The following is a 17,350-nucleotide window of genomic DNA, read 5'->3' as shown; positions in this document are numbered from 1 at the left end:
TATTTTGTGCTAATGGATCACTATCGGTTCGAGATTCTGATTTTGACCAGTCCTTAGTAAAATGTAGCGGAGCATCTATGAATTTTCGTGACTGTACTATTACAGGCAAGATGTCATTCAACAATGCTTTGGAGGTGAGGTGATACTTGATCATGTGACTGTTATTGGTAACGATAACACTCAGCCATCTGTTAAGGTTTCAAACACACCTTCACTCACTTTGAAGAACAATACTTCTATATCAGGTTTAGGAGGAGGATTGGAACTTAATAGCTGCAGAGATTACTCAATTACCCATTGCAATATTTCCAACAACACAGGTAATGGTATTAGCATTTATGAAACTAATGGTATGTATAACTATATGATTTCAGATTGTGATATTTCACACAATATGGGTGCTGGTATTCGCTTTTATAATTCTATCGGCAATGTTACGAGCTGTTCTATAACAGAAAACGATTATCAAGGAATATCAGCTTTCAGAGTGAGTAATGTGACAATTCAAAAGGACCCAAACACTGCTGCCTATTACCGAGATTGCTACATAGCCAATAACGGAATGCAGGAGATTTCTTTTGTTAATTCCACGAACCTTTTTGCCGACAGAGCTAAAAACATTATTGTGGATAACTCGTTTACTCCGGGGACATTTGACCAGTATCTCGTATATTGCCCAAACATGGAAGCGAATCGCTGGTTACGCTTAAATTTCTGGGGATATCGGGGTAATCACTTCGTTGCCATTATGCCCCCCGAAAACAGATTCTATCCAGAATGTACAGAACCAATGGTAAATGAGGTCGGATATTATCTCTCTCCCGTTTGGGACCCGGGAGTACCAAGACTTGTAGATCCTGGCAACGACGAAATTGTCTTTCAATCAGCTATAGATGCGGCATTAGATGAGAATGCCAGTTTAGCAATTACCCTTTTTAAGCAACTGATATCTGAGTATCCGGAAAGCAAGTTTAGTAGTGCCAGTGCTAAGCATCTGTTCGCTTTGGAAGATGATAAACAAGCCCTGAAAGATTACTATCAAACTGAACCAAACCTTCACTACAACGGAGAGATTGATAAGATTATTAACTATCTGACAACTCACTGCAATATCAAACTTGGTAATTATCAGGAAGCGATATCCTGGTTCGAGGATGTGATATCGAACCCGGAAAGCGAGCTTGATTCTCTGATGGCAGTAATTGATCTGGGATACATTTATATGCTCATGGAAGGGGATGATAAAGCATCTGTCATTTGCAGATATCCGCAATTAAAACCAAAAAACATGTCCGAGTATGAAACAAACAGGGAATCAATATTGGTCAATTTGTTTGGTATTGCTAAAAAACCAAGCTGGATACACCGATTCTGAGTATAACCAACAGGCAGTCATACCGGTTTTAAAAAGTAATTTCCCAAATCCATTCAATTCTTCTACGACCATATCTTTCCTGCTTCCAAAGGATACAAGCTGTTCCCTTGATGTCTATAACATACGAGGGCAGAAGGTAAGATCCCTTATCAATGAACCCAGATTTGCCGGAAACCACTCAGTTGTCTGGAATGGTCTTGATGATAGCGGAAAACCTGTATAATCTGGTCTGTATTTCTATCGATTAACAACTCCGAACTCATCACAGACAAATAAAATGTTATTATTGAAATAGTATCAACTTGCTTAAGAAAGAGAAGGGCTACCTGGCGACAAGGCAGCCCTTTATTTTTTTTATAGGCATCAATCTCAATTCATATCTCTATGGTCTTTATTATTATGGATATAGATGCCATAAAAGCATCAATACAGAAATTCATAACTTATTCATATTGTTTCGTTTAAGAATACCGTTTAAAAAAGTCGTGAAATTCTATTGGAAAAATTGGTTGTACGCTTTGAATAAATAAGTGAGAAAGCATATTTGGTTGGGGAGAAGGTTATATTATCTCTTAAAAAAGATATTTATATTGACATAAATCAGCATTACTAAAGTGTTATATCTATGTTCTATTATGAAATTTATTTACCTATAAACATATTAAAGGAATTCTATTATTGCTCTCCTCTGGAAATTCCTGAAGGGGTGAGAGTACTGGTTTCCTTTAACAGGAAAGATATGATAGGGATCTGTGGAACTCGTTTTGAGAGCGCTCCAGAAAAAGATATTCGCTATAAACAGATTATTGAAGTCTTAGACCAGCAACCACTAATTGATTCCCAATTAATGAGTCTGGCAAAATGGATGGGAGAGTATTATTATTGCTCCACCGGTACAGCTTGTTTTGCTATGTTACCTGCCTGGTTAATTCCTGATATACAGGCTGAAGTTAGATGGGTAGCAGATGATATTCCAGAAAAATACAAAGAGCTGGCTAATGCTTTTTCTGAAGGTCAAGCTCAGAAAGTTAGTGAGTTGCGGAAGAAGCTAAAGGGGAAGCCGGTGCTTCAATGGGTAGAGAAAGCAACGGAAGAAGGGTATCTGGAGCTGAATCGTAAACTCAGTCCTAAAGACAAACCTAAGACAGTCAATTATATACATATTATTGACAAAACGGTTGATCCCAATAGTCTTCCTTCCAAGCAGAAAGAAGCTTTACAATTGATTTATGCCAAATCAAAGGAAGAATTTCCCCTTGCTGAAATATCCAGGGATGTAAGCTATTCTGTAGTCCATGCTTTGGAGCGTAAAGGAATAATCAGCATATTTCCCAGAAAAATAGAACGGGAGTTTTTCCGCTTTGAAACCTCGGGTTTAAAAAAAGTTGTAACTCTCAATGAGGAGCAAGAAAGAGCTATCCAGGAAATTTTGCAGCATAAGGGACATTTTCAAGTTCATCTACTTTATGGTATAACAGGTAGTGGTAAAACTGAGGTTTATATACCTATCATTCGTTCTTATATTCAGGAAGGTAAGGGGGTAATCTTTTTAATTCCTGAGATTGCTCTCACACCTCAGATGGTAGAACGCTTTCAGGCAGAATTTGGCGATATTCTGGCTATCAGTCACAGTCAATTAAGTGATCGTCAGCGCTTAGAACAATGGCAAAGAATTGCTAAAGGAGAATGTAGATTAGTTATAGGTGCTCGCAGTGCTATATTTTCACCGATGCCAAATCTGGGTCTAATTATTGTTGATGAAGAGCATGAGCAATCTTATAAACAGGAGAATAATCCTCGTTATAATGGCAGAGATGTGGCAGTAATGAGAGGGAAAATTAGCGATGCTCAAGTTATTTTAGGAAGTGCAACTCCTTCTCTGGAATCCTGGTATAATCAAAAAAAGGGTAAATATCTATTACATTGTCTGAATAGTCGTCCTCTGGATATAAAATTACCCCAGGTGCAGATAGTATCCTTGTGTGAAGATTACAGTCAGCAGATGTTTTCTGATGAATTAATTTCTGCTATATCTTTCAGGCTGGAAAGAAAAGAACAGGTTATCCTTTTTCAAAATCGGCGTGGCTTTTCATCTTATATGCAGTGTCTAAAATGTGGTGAACTTATCAAATGTCCAAATTGTGACATCAGTATGTATTATCATCGTGACCGGGAGGAGATGCAATGTCATTATTGTGGAAACACCTATCCCAGCCCAAGAAAATGTCCCCAATGTGGTAGTTATAGCTTTGTCTATGGTTCACCAGGCACGCAAAAAGTTGAGCAAACTCTTAGAATACTATTTCCTCAAGCCAGAATATTACGTCTGGATTCAGATTCAGCCAGACAGCAAGATATCTACAAGATTATGTTTCGCAGGATGAAAGATAAGGAAGTGGATATCCTTTTAGGAACTCAGATGATATCCAAAGGATTGGATTTTCCAGAGGTGACACTGGTGGGTATCGTAAATGCAGATATCAGCTTGAACATACCAGATTTTAGAGCCGCAGAACGCACTTTTCAGCTTTGCACTCAGGTGGCAGGTCGCTCAGGTCGTGCCGACAAAGAAGGTGAGGTTATTATTCAGACCTATAATCCCAGACATTATGCTATAATTTATGCCAGTAAACAAGATTTCCCTGGATTTGCTGAAGAGGAATTATCTCATCGTAGACATCTCTATTATCCACCATATTATCGGTTAGCCAGGATATTATTTCAATCAGCGGACAATAATTTACTGCAAGAGGAAATGGATGAGCTCTCTCAAAAGGTAAAGAACTTGCTCAATACTTTTCCCCAAGGAGAAATATTCCTTCTGGGACCTGTTCCTGCACCTTTTACTAAAATGAAGAATCTTTATCGTTGGCATCTAATTATTAAGGGACGCACAACTCAATCTATCAAGAAGGCAATAAATACGGTCCTTAATGAATACAAGATTTCCTCTACTATTCATTATACAATAGATATTGATCCCACTACTTTAATGTAGAGCAAGAAATAATTAACTTGCCAAAATCAATCATTTGTAAAATAAGAACAAAAAAGGAGTTTATTATGGAAAAAAAGGAAAAAGGCTTTGAAGACCTAACCATATCGGAAGATTTGGAAGGTGAAGATTATTCGGACAGCTATCTGACACTGGAAATGGATGACGGCACCCAACAGGATTTTATTGTCCTGGATATATTTGAATATGAAGGTAGTCAATACATTGCTCTTGCGGATAAAGATACTCTGCAATATGATATCCTATCTATGAATTTTATAAATGATGAAGAAGTGGAATTGAATTTCATTGAGGATGAGGATAAATTTAACGAGATAGCAGACTGGTTTGAAAAATTATTTTATAATGTAGAAGAAGAACCTGAAGATTAATCAGAATAGAACCCAATATCAGCATTATATTCTTTTAACTAATAGGGAGAAGACAGAGAAAAGTGCAGGTTGACACCATAGTTAGAAATTGCAGGCAACTCATAACCTGTAAGGGTAAAGATGGACCTCTAAAGGGAAAAGAAATGAGAGATATAGTCATCTTTGAAGATGGTGCATTAGCTATAAAAGATGGCTATATAGTTGATATTGGAAGTGATGCGGAGATTGCGGAGAAATATACTGCTGATGAGATTATATCTGCCAAAAATTATTTTGTTCTTCCTGGGTTTGTAGATTGTCATACGCACCCTGTTTTTGTTCACACTCGCGAAGATGAATTTGCTTTGCGTTTACAGGGATATTCTTATATGCAGATTGCAAAAGCAGGTGGAGGTATTCTAAATACCATAAAGACTACCCGGAATGCCAGTGAGGAACTACTTTTTGACCTGGCAAAAAAACGCATAGAAAAAATGATGGAACTGGGGACAACCACTTTGGAAGCGAAAAGTGGCTATGGCTTGGATACAGAAAGCGAATTGAAAATGTTAAGAGTTATAGACCGTCTGGCAAAAGAATTACCTGTAACTATTGTTCCTACATTCCTGGGAGCACATGAGTATCCAGAAGAATATAAAAATAATCACGAAGGATATCTGGACCTTTTATGTAATGAGATGATACCAGCAGTAGCCAAGCAAGGTATTGCCAGGTTTTGTGATATTTTCACAGAAGCTGATGTCTTTAGCATTGAAGAATCCCGCAGAGTGCTTAATTGTGCCAAACAATATGGTTTACAGTTGAAAATGCATGCGGATGAAATAGAACCATTGGGAGGAGCAGAACTGGCAGCTGAATTAGGATGTATTTCTGCGGATCATTTAGGTTCAACTTCGGATGCTGGGATTAAAGCTTTAAAAGATAAAGGTGTGATACCGGTTTTACTTCCTGCTACTTTATTTTCTCTGGGAAGCAAGACCTATGCCAGAGGCAGGGAAATGATAGATATGGGTCTACCAGTAGCTTTAGCCACTGATTATAATCCGGGGAGTTGTAACTGTGATTCAATTCCTCTAACTATGAGTATTGCCTGTATCCAGATGAAACTTATTCCCGTAGAAGCATTTTGTGCCACTACTATTAATGCTGCTTATGCTCTTGGCTTAGGAGATAAAGTGGGGTCATTAGAAATTGGAAAGCAGGCAGATTTTACTATCTGGGACATACCATCGCTTAATTTCATTCCTTATCATCTTGGAAGTTCCTATATTGTTAGTGTTTATGCGAAAGGCAAGTGCATCTATAAGGCTTAATCAATGAACGATACCACCAACGGTATTGCTTACACTATAGTTCAAACCCTTCATAGGTCTCGTAAATACTGGGTTTATAAAGCCCGGGATAATAATACGGGTAAATTTGTTATCTTAAAGGCAAATGACATACAATGGCGTAATGATCCCACTTGTATTCAAGCCTTGAGAGAAGAAAGTGAAGCGGGATTAAAGCTAAACCATCCCTATATAAGAAAGACCATTGGATTATTTGAAGATGATGGTGCATATTATCTGGTAAGTGAATTTATAGAAGGGGAAACCCTGGACGCAATCCTTGCTCAAAATCATTTTAAAATATCTTATGAACTGGCTCATAAATGGACTTTGCAGCTTTTAGAAGCCATCAATTATGCTCATCAATGTGGTATCTTACATTTAAATCTTAATCCAGCTAATATATTTATCAATAATTCTCAAGATATAAAAATCTCCGGTTTTGGTAAAGACCCACAAAGCTGGAAATATGCCAATCCAGAAGAAAGCAAATATCATCCGATATTATTTACTGCTCCAGAGGTATTTTTGGAGCGTAAACCTTATGATTTTAGAGCTGATATCTATTCTATTGGAGCTATAGCCTATCTACTTTTTTGTGGTCAGCTTCCCTGGTCTTTAGACCCGCCTTTAAGTCCTTCTGCTCAAAAAAGTAAAACTCTGGAACAAATCGTTATAAATCCCAATTTATTAGGTAAACTGATACCTGAAAGGCTATTTAAGATTTTAAATAAAGCCCTGATGATTGACCTTCAGCTTCGTTTTAATAATGCAGAAGAAATGCATTCTGCTATTATTTCAGAGCTGGATATACCTTATATTCCCTCTACAACTAAGGCTGAAGCAATCAGTACACAAACAACTTTGACGAAAGAAACAATTTTGCCTTCTCAAAGTGAGAGTTCTTATTCTAAGAAGCAACATCTTTCTGAATCGGATTTATCTGAGAAAGAAAAAAATGTGAAGTCCTCTTCTAAAAAAGATAATCAGGAACAACAAATTGTCATAACCACTGACCATTCTCTGACAAAGATGCAAAAGACATTAAAAATAATAGGGATTATATCCGCTGGAATTTTAATCTACATTATCGTTAAATATGTTATTATCAAAGGTATTCAAAACAGTATCAAGGCAAAACAAGAGAGTTCTGTGGTTACACCATATGTAACAGAAGGTACAGTACGCAATCAACTTCTGGAATTAAATGCGGTAGAGGGAGATTCTACCATAATTGGTTCTATGGAACCTGATGCTGATCCCGATGAATTTCCACCTCATACAGTTTTTATTCCCTCATTTTATATCAGTCCCTATGAAATAACAATGGAACAATGGGCTATGGTTTTCCCGGGGAGCACATTGAAGGACGAAGAAAGAGATTTACCCGTAACTAATGTATCTTTTGATGAAGTTATCCAGTTTTGTAATGAAAAAAGTTTGTTAGATGGATTACAGCCCTGCTATGAATATGTAGATAATTATATTGTCTGCGATTTTCAAGCCTCAGGATATAGGCTTCCTACTGAAGCTGAATGGGAATTCGCTGCCAAAGAAGGAAAATATGAAACACCCTATACTTATAGCGGTTCTAATAACATAGACCAGGTTGCCTGGTATATAGAAAATAGTGGAGGACATTCTCATCCAGTGGGTGAGAAAAAGTATAATAAACTTAAACTATTTGATATGAGCGGCAATGTGAGCGAATGGGTCTGGGATTGGTATGCACCTTATTCAGCTAATGTGCCATTTTCCTTTACAGGTCCTGAATCTGGAACAGATAAAGTTATTCGGGGTGGTTCCTGGAAAGACCCTGCCAGAGAGGCGAGAATAACCAATCGCGCCTATGCTAAACCCTATAGTAAGACCAATTATATCGGTTTCAGGGTCGTACGAAGTAAGTAAAATATCTTAAAATATTGCCTGTTTGTTTCTTGTCTCCCACTTAGCAAAAGAGCTAAGGGAGAGCCAAGAAAGAGCTAAGAGAGAAGTTGTAATCTATTGCAATATAATTTGATATGCGATTTAGATGGCTTAAGTGCATAGTAATAAATAAAATAGATATGATTTTCCTAAGGATTGGAGAGGATTAAACAGATTATTTTCTCAAATATATTATTACTTCTTTAGGTTATAAATTAACAATAATTAAGTTTTAGGGGCAAGTAGCGGCTTATATAGCTGTAAAACCTTATCCAGAATAGAATCAGGTACCAGACCTTTGATGGACAATCCCGCAGCTATATTGTTTCGTATCTGAGTTGAAGATATATCTATTGGAGTAAGATTGAGCACCTGATGTTTTATTTCATTTATAACTTCTGGGATGATAGGATAACCAGGTCTGGGAATAATCAGGAACTGCACATTTTCTTTTAGCCAGGGATAGTTATGCCAGCGAGAAAGAGAAGCCAGATTATCCGAGCCTATTACCCAGAAGAATTGATGTTCAGGATATTTCTTATATAAATGTTGTAATAAATCTGAAGTGTAGCCAGTTCCTTTAGCATCATCATCCCAGACTTCCATTCCCGGTTCCATAACCTCTTTTACGAGTTCATAACGAGAATTAAAATCCAGCACGATACGGTCTTTTTTAAAATTATGAATAGCGTTGGGAAGAAAAATTACGCTTTCTACTAAACCTGAATGAAGGATTCCTCTGGCGATATGCAGGTGTCCATTATGAACCGGGTCAAAGCTTCCACCTAATAAAGCCAGATTGCTCATTTGAAATATTTTTCTAATTTTTTGCTCTCTTTAGAACCGGGATATTTTGCTTTTAAGGTATTATAATAGACGAGAGCTTGGTCATCCAGTTTTTGTTTATGGAGGATTAAAGTTGTATAATAGAGAGATTGTCGGTCCAGACTATTTGTATTTCCTTCGGCTATAATTTCTTTAAAATACATCAAAGCAGCGCTGTAATCCCGCATTTTATAGTAAGTGTAGCCAATATGGAATTTCTTTTCAGTCAGTCTATATTTTGCTTTCTGAATATATTGAAGAGCTTCATTGCAACGCGGGTCATTCGGATACTTGCTTATAAATTTTTCAAAAGCTTCAATAGCCATTATTGTCTCAGTTTGGTCATACTGCGGTCCTAAAGATTGTTCGTAAAGACAGACGGCAGAACGGAAAAGAGCAGTGCTAACTTCGGGATAATTAGGAAAATTAATAATGTATTCCTGATAGGCGGAATAAGCATCAGCAAAGCGATTGATTTTAAAGTAGCAATCAGCTTCACGCAAAAGTGCATAAGCAGAAGCAGTGGATATTCTATCCATATAGACTTGAGCATACAATTCTGCAGCACGAGAGTATTTTCCTTTGGCATAAAGCTGGTCTGCTTGAGAAAGCTTTTCTTCCGTAGTCAAGACAGTTTTATTTGAGGAACAAGCAGTTATTACAGTTAAAATGACGAGTAAAATAGTAAGTATTTTATGCATAATAATACCTTATTCAATAGTCCAGAGCAGATAAATTATTGAGGATATAGCGGTTACAGCCAGTATAGGTTCAAACCATTTAAGAGAAGTTATATTGGAATTACTGGAGCGAATTTTGGAATCAGTAAAGCTTAAGTTATCCACTCTGAGAAGCTTATAGGAGGGCAGCTCTATTTGCTTTATCTGAAAGCTATAGAGAGGATAACTTTCGCTATGATAACTCAAGAAACTTTTAGTTTCTACCTTGGTGCTGCCTAAATCCATAGTAATTATTACCAGACGAGCTTTAGCTAAGGATAGAGGTAATAAAGATTTAGGGATAGAATCGGTTAATGAAGGAAGATAAAAAGGATTATTTTCCGAAGTCCATTCCCGAATATCAGCACCTTTTTCCAGCAACATATACCTGATATGATAATCCAGTGCAGAGGTGAAATCACCAGCCTGAATATCCAGAAAAATGGGTTCGGAAAGGTCTATGAGGTTGACTATTTGAGTGCTAATAATTTCAGGTTCGGCAAGTGGATAATGGGTTTCTGCACAAAGGCAGAAACCCATCAAAGCCAAAAGTATTATCAGCGAGCTTTTAGACATCTTTAAGCTTACTCAGATACTTATCCACTATAGGCATCTGAGGATAGGCAGGATTTTGATTTTTGATAACCATCAGTTCCTGATAAGCAGATTTAAAATCATTCATTTGATAGTAGGTGAGACCTATTTTCAATTGTGCATCCCAGGCTTTTTGGTGTCCGGGATAATTTGAGACCACAATTTGAAATTCCCGCAAAGCTTTAGGATAATTCTTTGCACTATAATAGTTTTCACCTATCCAGTAATGTGCATTAGGAACAAGTTCTGAATCTGGATAGGAAGTTAAGAATTCTTCAAAAAGGAGAATAGACTTTTCATAATTGCCTTTATAATATTCATTCAAGGCAGTTTTATATTGTTTGTCCCGAGCTTCATTACGGCGTTTTTCTGCTGCGGCTCTTTCTTGAGCTATAACCATTTGTAAATCGGAAGTTAAGGCATCCAGGTCTTTACTTATAGCGAGAACTCTTGCCCGAAGGTCATTTACTTCAGAAGAACTTGCCGGTTGGGTGCTCTGTATTTGATTAAGTTCTTTTTGCAGAGAAGCTATTTCTTTCTGCGCTGTTAATAAAGATTGATGAATGGCAGTCAGTTCCTGTTTAATATGTTCTTGTTCTGCCAGAGTTGTATTAATCTTAGCTATTTCATTTTTAATTGCTTCACTTTCCTGTTCAGAAGAAGCCACTTTACTTTGCAGGGTCATAAGTTCTGCGACTAATGATTGTTGCTCGGTTAATTGAGAAGATAAAGCTTCTACCTGACTGGACAATTGAACCAGACTTTCTGACCAGGCAGAGGTTTCGGCTATAAGTATTGCTACTTCTTCTTTTGTTGCCATATTCTTTTGTGCATCTTTCATCTGCTTTAAATAGTCAGAATAGGCATCAAAGACATCATTTGTTTCAGTATATAATTGAGCCATTCGGATATCCAGGGAGTTGATGCTATTCATAACTTCCGTCACTTGCTCATTAATCTGGTTTATTTGATTTTGTAGTTTTGCAATACTGGCAGTGGATTGGTCTGTGACCTGTTTCAAATTATCAATTTCAGGTAGCTGTTGATTGATTATACTAAGTTGCACCATAATATCGTTCAGTTTTTCCCGATGATTAGCTAATTCTTTATTAATCATTTCCAACTGAACATCCTGATTGTTTTGGCGGGCTTGGAGAATTTGAACTTTTTCTTCTTGAGCTTTAAAAGTCTTATTACTAACACAGGAACAAAGTATTAGCATTAAAGCGCAGAGCAAAATGATGGTTATCTTTTTCATCTAAACCTCCTGTCATTTATTTATTATTGAGAGATTAGAAATGCTTTATATCCAGCATAAGTGGAATATAAATCTGCTTTACTGGATAGTTCATAAAGCGAATGCATTCCCATAAGACCAGTTCCACAATCTACTACTTCGGCACCAAGATTAGCCAGAATATAGGCAATGGTTCCACCGCCACCTTCATCCACTTTACCCAATTCACCCATCTGCCAGAAAACTCCAGCATTATCAAAAATTCTAATTACCTGAGCTACAAATTCCGCATTAGCGTCATTACATCCAGATTTACCACCACTTCCTGTAAATTTAGAAATTCCCACACCATGATTAAAGATAACGGCATTTTGCAATTCATGGACATTTGGATAATTTGGGTCTACCGCAGCAGTAACATCTCCAGAAAGAACCCGAGAATTCATAAAGGTCTTCCTTAGATTGGAACTGCTACCAGATTCACCATTATGAGCAAGTAAAGCAGCGATAAAATCCTGTAAAAATACTGATTGAGCACCAGTATTACCCTGGCTTCCCACTTCTTCTTTATCAGAAAAATACACGACCATTGTTCTTTTCGGTTTCTTATCCATAGCAGAAAGCAAAGCCTGTAAACCTGAATATGCACAGATTCTATCGTCCTGCCCATAACCAACAATCATAGAAGCATCCAAGCCTGCATCTCTGGCAGAAGTGGCAGGAACCAGTTCCAGTTCAGCAGAAATAAAATCCTTTTCCTGAATTCCATATCTCTGATTAAGAAGTTTCAAAGCGTAAAGTTTTATTGCTTCTTTCTCTTCTGTCTTAGGTTCCATCATACCGGAAAAGATAAGATTCATATTTGAAGCACTGATGGCTTCACCCAAGGTCTTTGTATACTGTTCCTTTCTGGCTAAATGGGGCAACAAATCAGGAATAATAAAGACCGGTTCTTCATTATTTTCGCCAATAGAAATATTGATGGTAGTCCCATCAGATTTAATGATAGTGCCATGAATTGCTAAAGGTGTGGAGACCCATTGATATTTCTTTATACCGCCATAATAATGAGTTTTCATACAGGCAACTGCACTGGACTTATCTTCATATAAAGGATTTTGTTTCAAGTCCACTCTGGGAGCATCTATATGAGCTGCCACCATATTAAATCCTGCGCTTACAGGTTCTGAACCCAGCACTGCCATAGCAATGGTCTTATTACGGAATACAGAATAAACTTTCTTGTTTTGTTTTGCAGCAGGAAGTGCTTTAAATTTATTAGCCTTAAGCAGTTCTTCAGTCCAGATAACGGTCTCTCTTTCCGTTTTGCATTGGTTCAGGAAGTCCTTGTAAGGGACAGCAAAATCAAAAGCTTTCTTAATCTCTTCTGCGGAAGCTTCTTTCCAGAAATTCTTTCGCTCGTAAAGAAGTTGGTTAACCTGTTCTTTCTTTGCTTGCATTTATATCTCCCTATATTTATGAAATTTCTAAAATCTCTAAAATCCGTTCTCCCATCGGAGCATCTACCACTACTTTATCTCCTACCTGCTTTCCTAACAGGCTATTTCCTATAGGGGATAGCACTGAAACGGGTTGTATTCCTTCTTTATCAAAGAAGTTCAATTCATCTGCTCCAATTATTTGATAGACTATTATTTCTCCGTTTGCTTCATCCCGAATGCGACAGATAGCACCAAAACGGACTCTATCCTTGGGAATGGTACTGATGTCTATAACCTTTAGATGAGCCGCCCTTCTTCTTAAATAATCTATCTCCGTATCAATCTGACGCTGTCTTTCCCGAGCTGATTTATATTCGGCATTTTCGCTTAAATCGCCATATTCTCTTGCTGTAGCTACAGCTTTAATCACTGCTGGTCTTTCTCTTAGCAGTCCTTGAATGCGTCTCTGAAGTCTATCCATACCCTCCTGGGTAATTAATGTGCTTAAATCCATATTATGCTTGAGATTTCTTTTTCTGGAGTAGTTTTTGTGCTGCCAGTGCTGCCCTTTTTAGTCTCGCATTACCACTTTTTGTCCATCTCTCAACAGTTTGTTCTATCTCTGGATGATAGAAAGTGATAGAACTACAAAGTAATTCTGCTATCTGAGGATCTCTGCTCATATTAAATTGGCGCCAAATATTTAAATAGGCATCTGGACTTAATTTTGCTATAGCCTTAAGAAAAGAGATATGATTATTTGTCAGCTCACCCAGAGGATGATACCATTGATTAAGGAAATGCTGAACTATCTCATCAATCAAATGAGGGTCTTTTCTCATCAATTTTATCAGCAGATTTATGGCTTGTTTGCGAATTTTCTCTTTATGTGAGGTAGTCCATTTATATACCTGAGGCAGAAACTGGTCAGGATTTTTCCTCAATTGAGGAAGCATAACTTTTTCCATCAAGATAATGAGTTCGTTTTCAGAAGCAGTATTGACCGCAGTATCTATCAAGGGTAGATAAAGAGAAGGATTTTTGGCAAGCAATTTACTCATAATGATTATAAAAGCCAGCTTACCATTCTCACCTTTCTTGTCCCAGAGATGTTTATAAAAAGGAATAAACTGGGAGTGATTTTTCCCGATTTTATTAACTAAGGCATTAGCAACAAAGACAATTACTTCATTTGGTATCTTACCATTGACGCGTTCAGGATAGGCATTATAGATAATTTCAAAATCATAGTCATTCTTAGGGAGCTTATTTTCCACATAATCTGCGGTGTCCTTGTTCAATCTTTCCTTCCAGTCAATGGTTAGCATCTCGTCTCCTTTTAATTCCTTTAACCTACAATGTCAATGGCTTTTCAAGCAGCAAAATGTCAAGGGAAATTTAGTAGGTGAAAAGGTCACGAATTTCTTCCGGAGTAAGATTAGATAAGAATTTTCTGGTATCCGAGACCACTTCATCAAAGAGCTGCAATTTATGCTGCTGAAGATTCATAATCTTTTCCTCCACCGTGCCTTTAGTTATTAAACGATATACCTGCACCTTATGTGTCTGTCCAATTCTATGAGTGCGGTCTATAGCTTGATTTTCCACCATAGGATTCCACCAGGGGTCATAAAGGATAACTGTATCTGCTGCAGTAAGATTTAGACCTGTTCCGCCAGTCTTAAGACTGATTAAAAATAACTGCAGCTCAGGGTTATTCTCAAATCTTCGCACTTCCTGCAATCTATTTTTGCTCTTACCATCCATATAAGCATAATTAAGATTCATATTATCAAAGACTTGTCGTATAATTTTTAACATCTGGACAAATTGGGAAAAGACCAGAATTTTATGTCCACTTCCCATAGCATCTTCCACCAATTCTATTAACAATTCAAGTTTTGAAGAAGCTTCTGGTTCCGGAAGGATATCCGGGTCTGCCAAATGAGGATGATTACAAATCTGACGCAATTTAGTCAAAGCTGCCAGAACATTCACAAAATTCAATTGTGCCGCTTCTGGACTGTGCAAAAGCTTCTTTTGTACTGTATCAATCACCTGTAAGTAAAGTTTTTCTTGCACAGGATGTAGTTTACACCAGGAAACCTGTTCTTGTTTATCAGGTAATTCCAGCAGCACTTCTTTTTTCACTCTTCGGAGTAAAAATGGTGCAACAATACGTCTTAATCTTGCCGGACCGTTTTCGGTGTCATCAATGTAATCTTTTTTAAAGCGTTTCAAAGTTCCCAAATAGCCAGGCATCAAAAAGTCATAAATAGACCACAATTCGGTAAGATTATTTTCCACAGGAGTTCCTGTAAGGGCAAGACGATGTTCAGCCGCGATTTTTTTGATGGCATAGGTGCGTTTGGCATTAACATTCTTGATGTTTTGAGCTTCATCCAGGATTATCCAGTGAAGTTTTTTATCTTTTAGGATATCTATATCGTTCAAAACCACTGTGTAAGAAATGATAAAGAGTTTCACATTTGGATTCTGAAGCAGCTGAACACGAGTTTCCTTATCTCCTTCAACAATAAGATAGGGTATATTGATATGGAATTTATCTATTTCGGCTGCCCAGTTATAGAGTAGAGTTTTAGGGCAGACTACCAGACTTTGAGTGTTTTCAGGAGCATTTTGAATGGCAGCTAAAGCTTGAATAGTTTTTCCCAGACCCATTTCATCTGCCAAAATCCCTCCCAGGTGGTAATATTCCAGCATTTTTATCCAGGCATAACCTGCTTTTTGATAACCACGCATAATAGTCTGTAGATAAAGTGGAAGCGGTTCAGTATGTTCCAGATGTCCACGCTTAAGGTCAATTCCCAATTGCGTGAGAAAATCATCTCCCAACACCCTAAATGCGGGATTTTCTTGCATATAACGATGATAATAAGGAAGCTCTATCAAACGAGCACGATAAACATTATCCGCAAGACGCTCACTATGTTTAATCAATCTGGAACTTTCAAAAAAGACTTCAGGATTGACAATATAGAGAATTCTTCCATCTTTAGTATGCAGGAATTCTTCCTTAGACCGGAAGAAACGATTGAGTTCCTCATAAGTAAAGCTTAAATCTTTGTAATAATAAGATACTTCATAACTGAACCAATCTATTTCTTCACTACGTCTTGCTTTAATTTCAACTTGTAAATCCACCTTTTGAATGAAGTTTCCTCTCAATTCGGGAACTATTTCCAAATCCCAGGCAGGAGATTCCAGTTCAAACAGACTTTTACGAAGTTTATCCAGACCTTCTTCTCCTTCATAAATCAATTGAGAGAACTGTTCCAGTCTGCTCTTATTAGCTTCTGGCAACTTTTCAAAGAGTTCTTTTGCTTGGTCAAAGATATGAGGTGGAATGTAGAACCAGGCATTTCCTGTTTCTTCTTCTGAGATATAGTCACTACGAATTAGAGGTGCTTGAAATCGGATAGTGGAAAGTGGTATTTCCAGTTTCCCACCTTCTTCTAAATAAGGAGATGGATACACCAGTTTTCCTTCCAGAATATAATCTTCTCCCATAGGGAAAACCTTAAATTTGATGCGTGGTTCTGTGCTAATAATCTCGGGAAGCTCAATAGAGGGGTCCAAATCCAGATATATCCCCTGTTTATGCAATTGCTTATGAACCACAGTGCTCCAGTAAATTAAATCTTTAGCACTAATGAATAGTTCCTGATTGAAAAGCCGGTCAATATTTTCATTAGTCAGAGGAAGATACACAGGATGTACTACATTGCGGAAAAATAGCCAGGTGGGATAACCAGAATATACTGCCGAAAGTTCATCTATAATAACTGGATAGACGCGGTAATTGACCTTGCCAGCAGGTTCTATACGCAAACTTAAGGGATAGGGTTCAGAGCTAAATTTTAAAGGTTCACCCGTTTCTCTAACTTTGACTTTGCCATTTAAAGCTTGAAGATAACCCAGAGCTCTGGGAAAATCTTTTTTATAGAGCGACCAGAACTTTGCTTTGGAACTATAGGCAGCTTTATTAGCATTTAGAAATTTAAAAAGTGCCTGTTCAGTATCGGAAAAAACCTCCAACTGGGAGAGCAATTCCTTCTTTTCTTGTTCTGTGATGCCTTCTATATCAGCTCCCGCTTGAATCCTAATAAGCAAAGATATATTGAGGGGTTCATAACTATCGTGATACAAACGAACTTTATCTACATCCGGAGCATATATTCCTTCAATCTCCAGTGCTGCTTTATCATAGATATCCAGCCATTTTTCTCTCCCACGCAAAACAGTTCCATCGCAGGTCTCAACAGCTGGTTGTTCAAATATATCTGTTCTTAGATTCATATAAGCATAACGCAGAACAGAAAGATAATGTCTGCAGCTTTCATCATCTTTACATTCATGACAATGGTGACTTATAATTCTCTGAGTTTCAGGGTCATAGACTACATCCAGCTGAGTGTTAAAAAACTCTCTTTTATCTGGAGTGGCAACAAAATGAATATGATAGCATCCCTTCTCATCTATGGATTGCCAGT

At 37.5% G+C, this 17,350-nt stretch carries 13 protein-coding genes; 5 read left to right on the top strand and 8 right to left on the bottom strand.

Features of this window, described 5'->3' with window-relative positions:
- Window positions 1-139 precede the first annotated feature (139 nt).
- The 5 genes from E0946_RS04020 to E0946_RS04000 all read left to right on the top strand — a co-directional run bounded on the left by E0946_RS04020 (window position 140) and on the right by E0946_RS04000 (window position 8,001).
- Complete coding sequence (locus E0946_RS04020; protein WP_165942079.1) at window positions 140-1,375, top strand: right-handed parallel beta-helix repeat-containing protein; 1,236 nt, start codon at window positions 140-142, stop codon at window positions 1,373-1,375.
- Window positions 1,376-2,000: 625 nt separating this feature from the next.
- Complete coding sequence (gene priA / locus E0946_RS04015; protein ID WP_133201190.1) at window positions 2,001-4,373, top strand: primosomal protein N'; 2,373 nt, start codon at window positions 2,001-2,003, stop codon at window positions 4,371-4,373.
- Window positions 4,374-4,438: 65 nt separating this feature from the next.
- Window positions 4,439-4,762, top strand: a complete 324-nt coding sequence (locus E0946_RS04010; RefSeq protein ID WP_133201189.1) for a DUF1292 domain-containing protein — start codon at window positions 4,439-4,441, stop codon at window positions 4,760-4,762.
- Window positions 4,763-4,824: 62 nt separating this feature from the next.
- On the top strand, window positions 4,825-6,075 hold the full coding sequence (gene hutI, locus E0946_RS04005) for an imidazolonepropionase (protein WP_133201188.1): 1,251 nt from the start codon (window positions 4,825-4,827) through the stop codon (window positions 6,073-6,075).
- Between the two features lie 3 nt (window positions 6,076-6,078).
- Complete coding sequence (locus E0946_RS04000; RefSeq protein ID WP_133201187.1) at window positions 6,079-8,001, top strand: bifunctional serine/threonine-protein kinase/formylglycine-generating enzyme family protein; 1,923 nt, start codon at window positions 6,079-6,081, stop codon at window positions 7,999-8,001.
- Between the two features lie 243 nt (window positions 8,002-8,244).
- Here E0946_RS04000 and nadD read toward each other — a convergent pair whose 3' ends face one another.
- The 8 genes from nadD to E0946_RS03960 all read right to left on the bottom strand — a co-directional run.
- The gene (gene nadD / locus E0946_RS03995; protein ID WP_133201186.1) at window positions 8,245-8,826 is read right to left on the bottom strand and encodes a nicotinate (nicotinamide) nucleotide adenylyltransferase; all 582 of its coding nucleotides are present in this window, start codon (window positions 8,824-8,826) and stop codon (window positions 8,245-8,247) included.
- The gene (locus E0946_RS03990) at window positions 8,823-9,545 is read right to left on the bottom strand and encodes an outer membrane protein assembly factor BamD (protein WP_133201185.1); all 723 of its coding nucleotides are present in this window, start codon (window positions 9,543-9,545) and stop codon (window positions 8,823-8,825) included. The genes nadD and E0946_RS03990 overlap by 4 nt, the downstream gene beginning before the upstream one ends.
- A gap of 9 nt (window positions 9,546-9,554) precedes the next feature.
- Entirely contained in the window at window positions 9,555-10,139 is a 585-nt protein-coding gene (locus E0946_RS03985) for a hypothetical protein (RefSeq protein ID WP_133201184.1), read from the bottom strand.
- Window positions 10,132-11,415 (bottom strand): tetratricopeptide repeat protein, encoded by a 1,284-nt coding sequence (locus tag E0946_RS03980; RefSeq protein ID WP_133201183.1) that lies wholly within the window; start codon window positions 11,413-11,415, stop codon window positions 10,132-10,134. Before E0946_RS03980 ends, E0946_RS03985 begins: the two co-directional genes overlap by 8 nt.
- Before the next feature lie 23 nt (window positions 11,416-11,438).
- Window positions 11,439-12,854, bottom strand: coding sequence for an aminopeptidase (locus E0946_RS03975; protein WP_133201182.1), 1,416 nt, complete (start codon window positions 12,852-12,854; stop codon window positions 11,439-11,441).
- 16 nt (window positions 12,855-12,870) lie between these two features.
- Window positions 12,871-13,350 (bottom strand): GreA/GreB family elongation factor, encoded by a 480-nt coding sequence (locus tag E0946_RS03970; RefSeq protein ID WP_133201181.1) that lies wholly within the window; start codon window positions 13,348-13,350, stop codon window positions 12,871-12,873.
- A gap of 1 nt (window position 13,351) precedes the next feature.
- On the bottom strand, window positions 13,352-14,164 hold the full coding sequence (locus E0946_RS03965; RefSeq protein ID WP_133201180.1) for a hypothetical protein: 813 nt from the start codon (window positions 14,162-14,164) through the stop codon (window positions 13,352-13,354).
- 70 nt (window positions 14,165-14,234) lie between these two features.
- A partial coding sequence (locus tag E0946_RS03960; RefSeq protein ID WP_133201179.1) for a DEAD/DEAH box helicase occupies window positions 14,235-17,350 on the bottom strand: 3,116 nt, incomplete at its 5' end.

Source organism: Candidatus Syntrophosphaera thermopropionivorans (genome assembly GCF_004353895.1).
Taxonomy (GTDB): domain Bacteria; phylum Cloacimonadota; class Cloacimonadia; order Cloacimonadales; family Cloacimonadaceae; genus Syntrophosphaera; species Syntrophosphaera thermopropionivorans.
This window is presented reverse-complemented; position numbering and strand designations above follow the sequence as displayed.

Excerpts from the sequence above, each read along its gene's own strand:
- priA (WP_133201190.1), top strand. The coding sequence starts at position 2,001 with ATGTTCTATTATGAAATTTATTTACCTATAAACATATTAAAGGAATTC.
- E0946_RS04010 (WP_133201189.1), top strand. The coding sequence starts at position 4,439 with ATGGAAAAAAAGGAAAAAGGCTTTGAAGACCTAACCATATCGGAAGAT.
- E0946_RS04000 (WP_133201187.1), top strand. The coding sequence starts at position 6,079 with ATGAACGATACCACCAACGGTATTGCTTACACTATAGTTCAAACCCTT.
- nadD (WP_133201186.1), bottom strand. The coding sequence starts at position 8,826 with ATGAGCAATCTGGCTTTATTAGGTGGAAGCTTTGACCCGGTTCATAAT.
- E0946_RS03990 (WP_133201185.1), bottom strand. The coding sequence starts at position 9,545 with ATGCATAAAATACTTACTATTTTACTCGTCATTTTAACTGTAATAACT.
- E0946_RS03985 (WP_133201184.1), bottom strand. The coding sequence starts at position 10,139 with ATGTCTAAAAGCTCGCTGATAATACTTTTGGCTTTGATGGGTTTCTGC.
- E0946_RS03980 (WP_133201183.1), bottom strand. The coding sequence starts at position 11,415 with ATGAAAAAGATAACCATCATTTTGCTCTGCGCTTTAATGCTAATACTT.
- E0946_RS03975 (WP_133201182.1), bottom strand. The coding sequence starts at position 12,854 with ATGCAAGCAAAGAAAGAACAGGTTAACCAACTTCTTTACGAGCGAAAG.
- E0946_RS03970 (WP_133201181.1), bottom strand. The coding sequence starts at position 13,350 with ATGGATTTAAGCACATTAATTACCCAGGAGGGTATGGATAGACTTCAG.
- E0946_RS03965 (WP_133201180.1), bottom strand. The coding sequence starts at position 14,164 with ATGCTAACCATTGACTGGAAGGAAAGATTGAACAAGGACACCGCAGAT.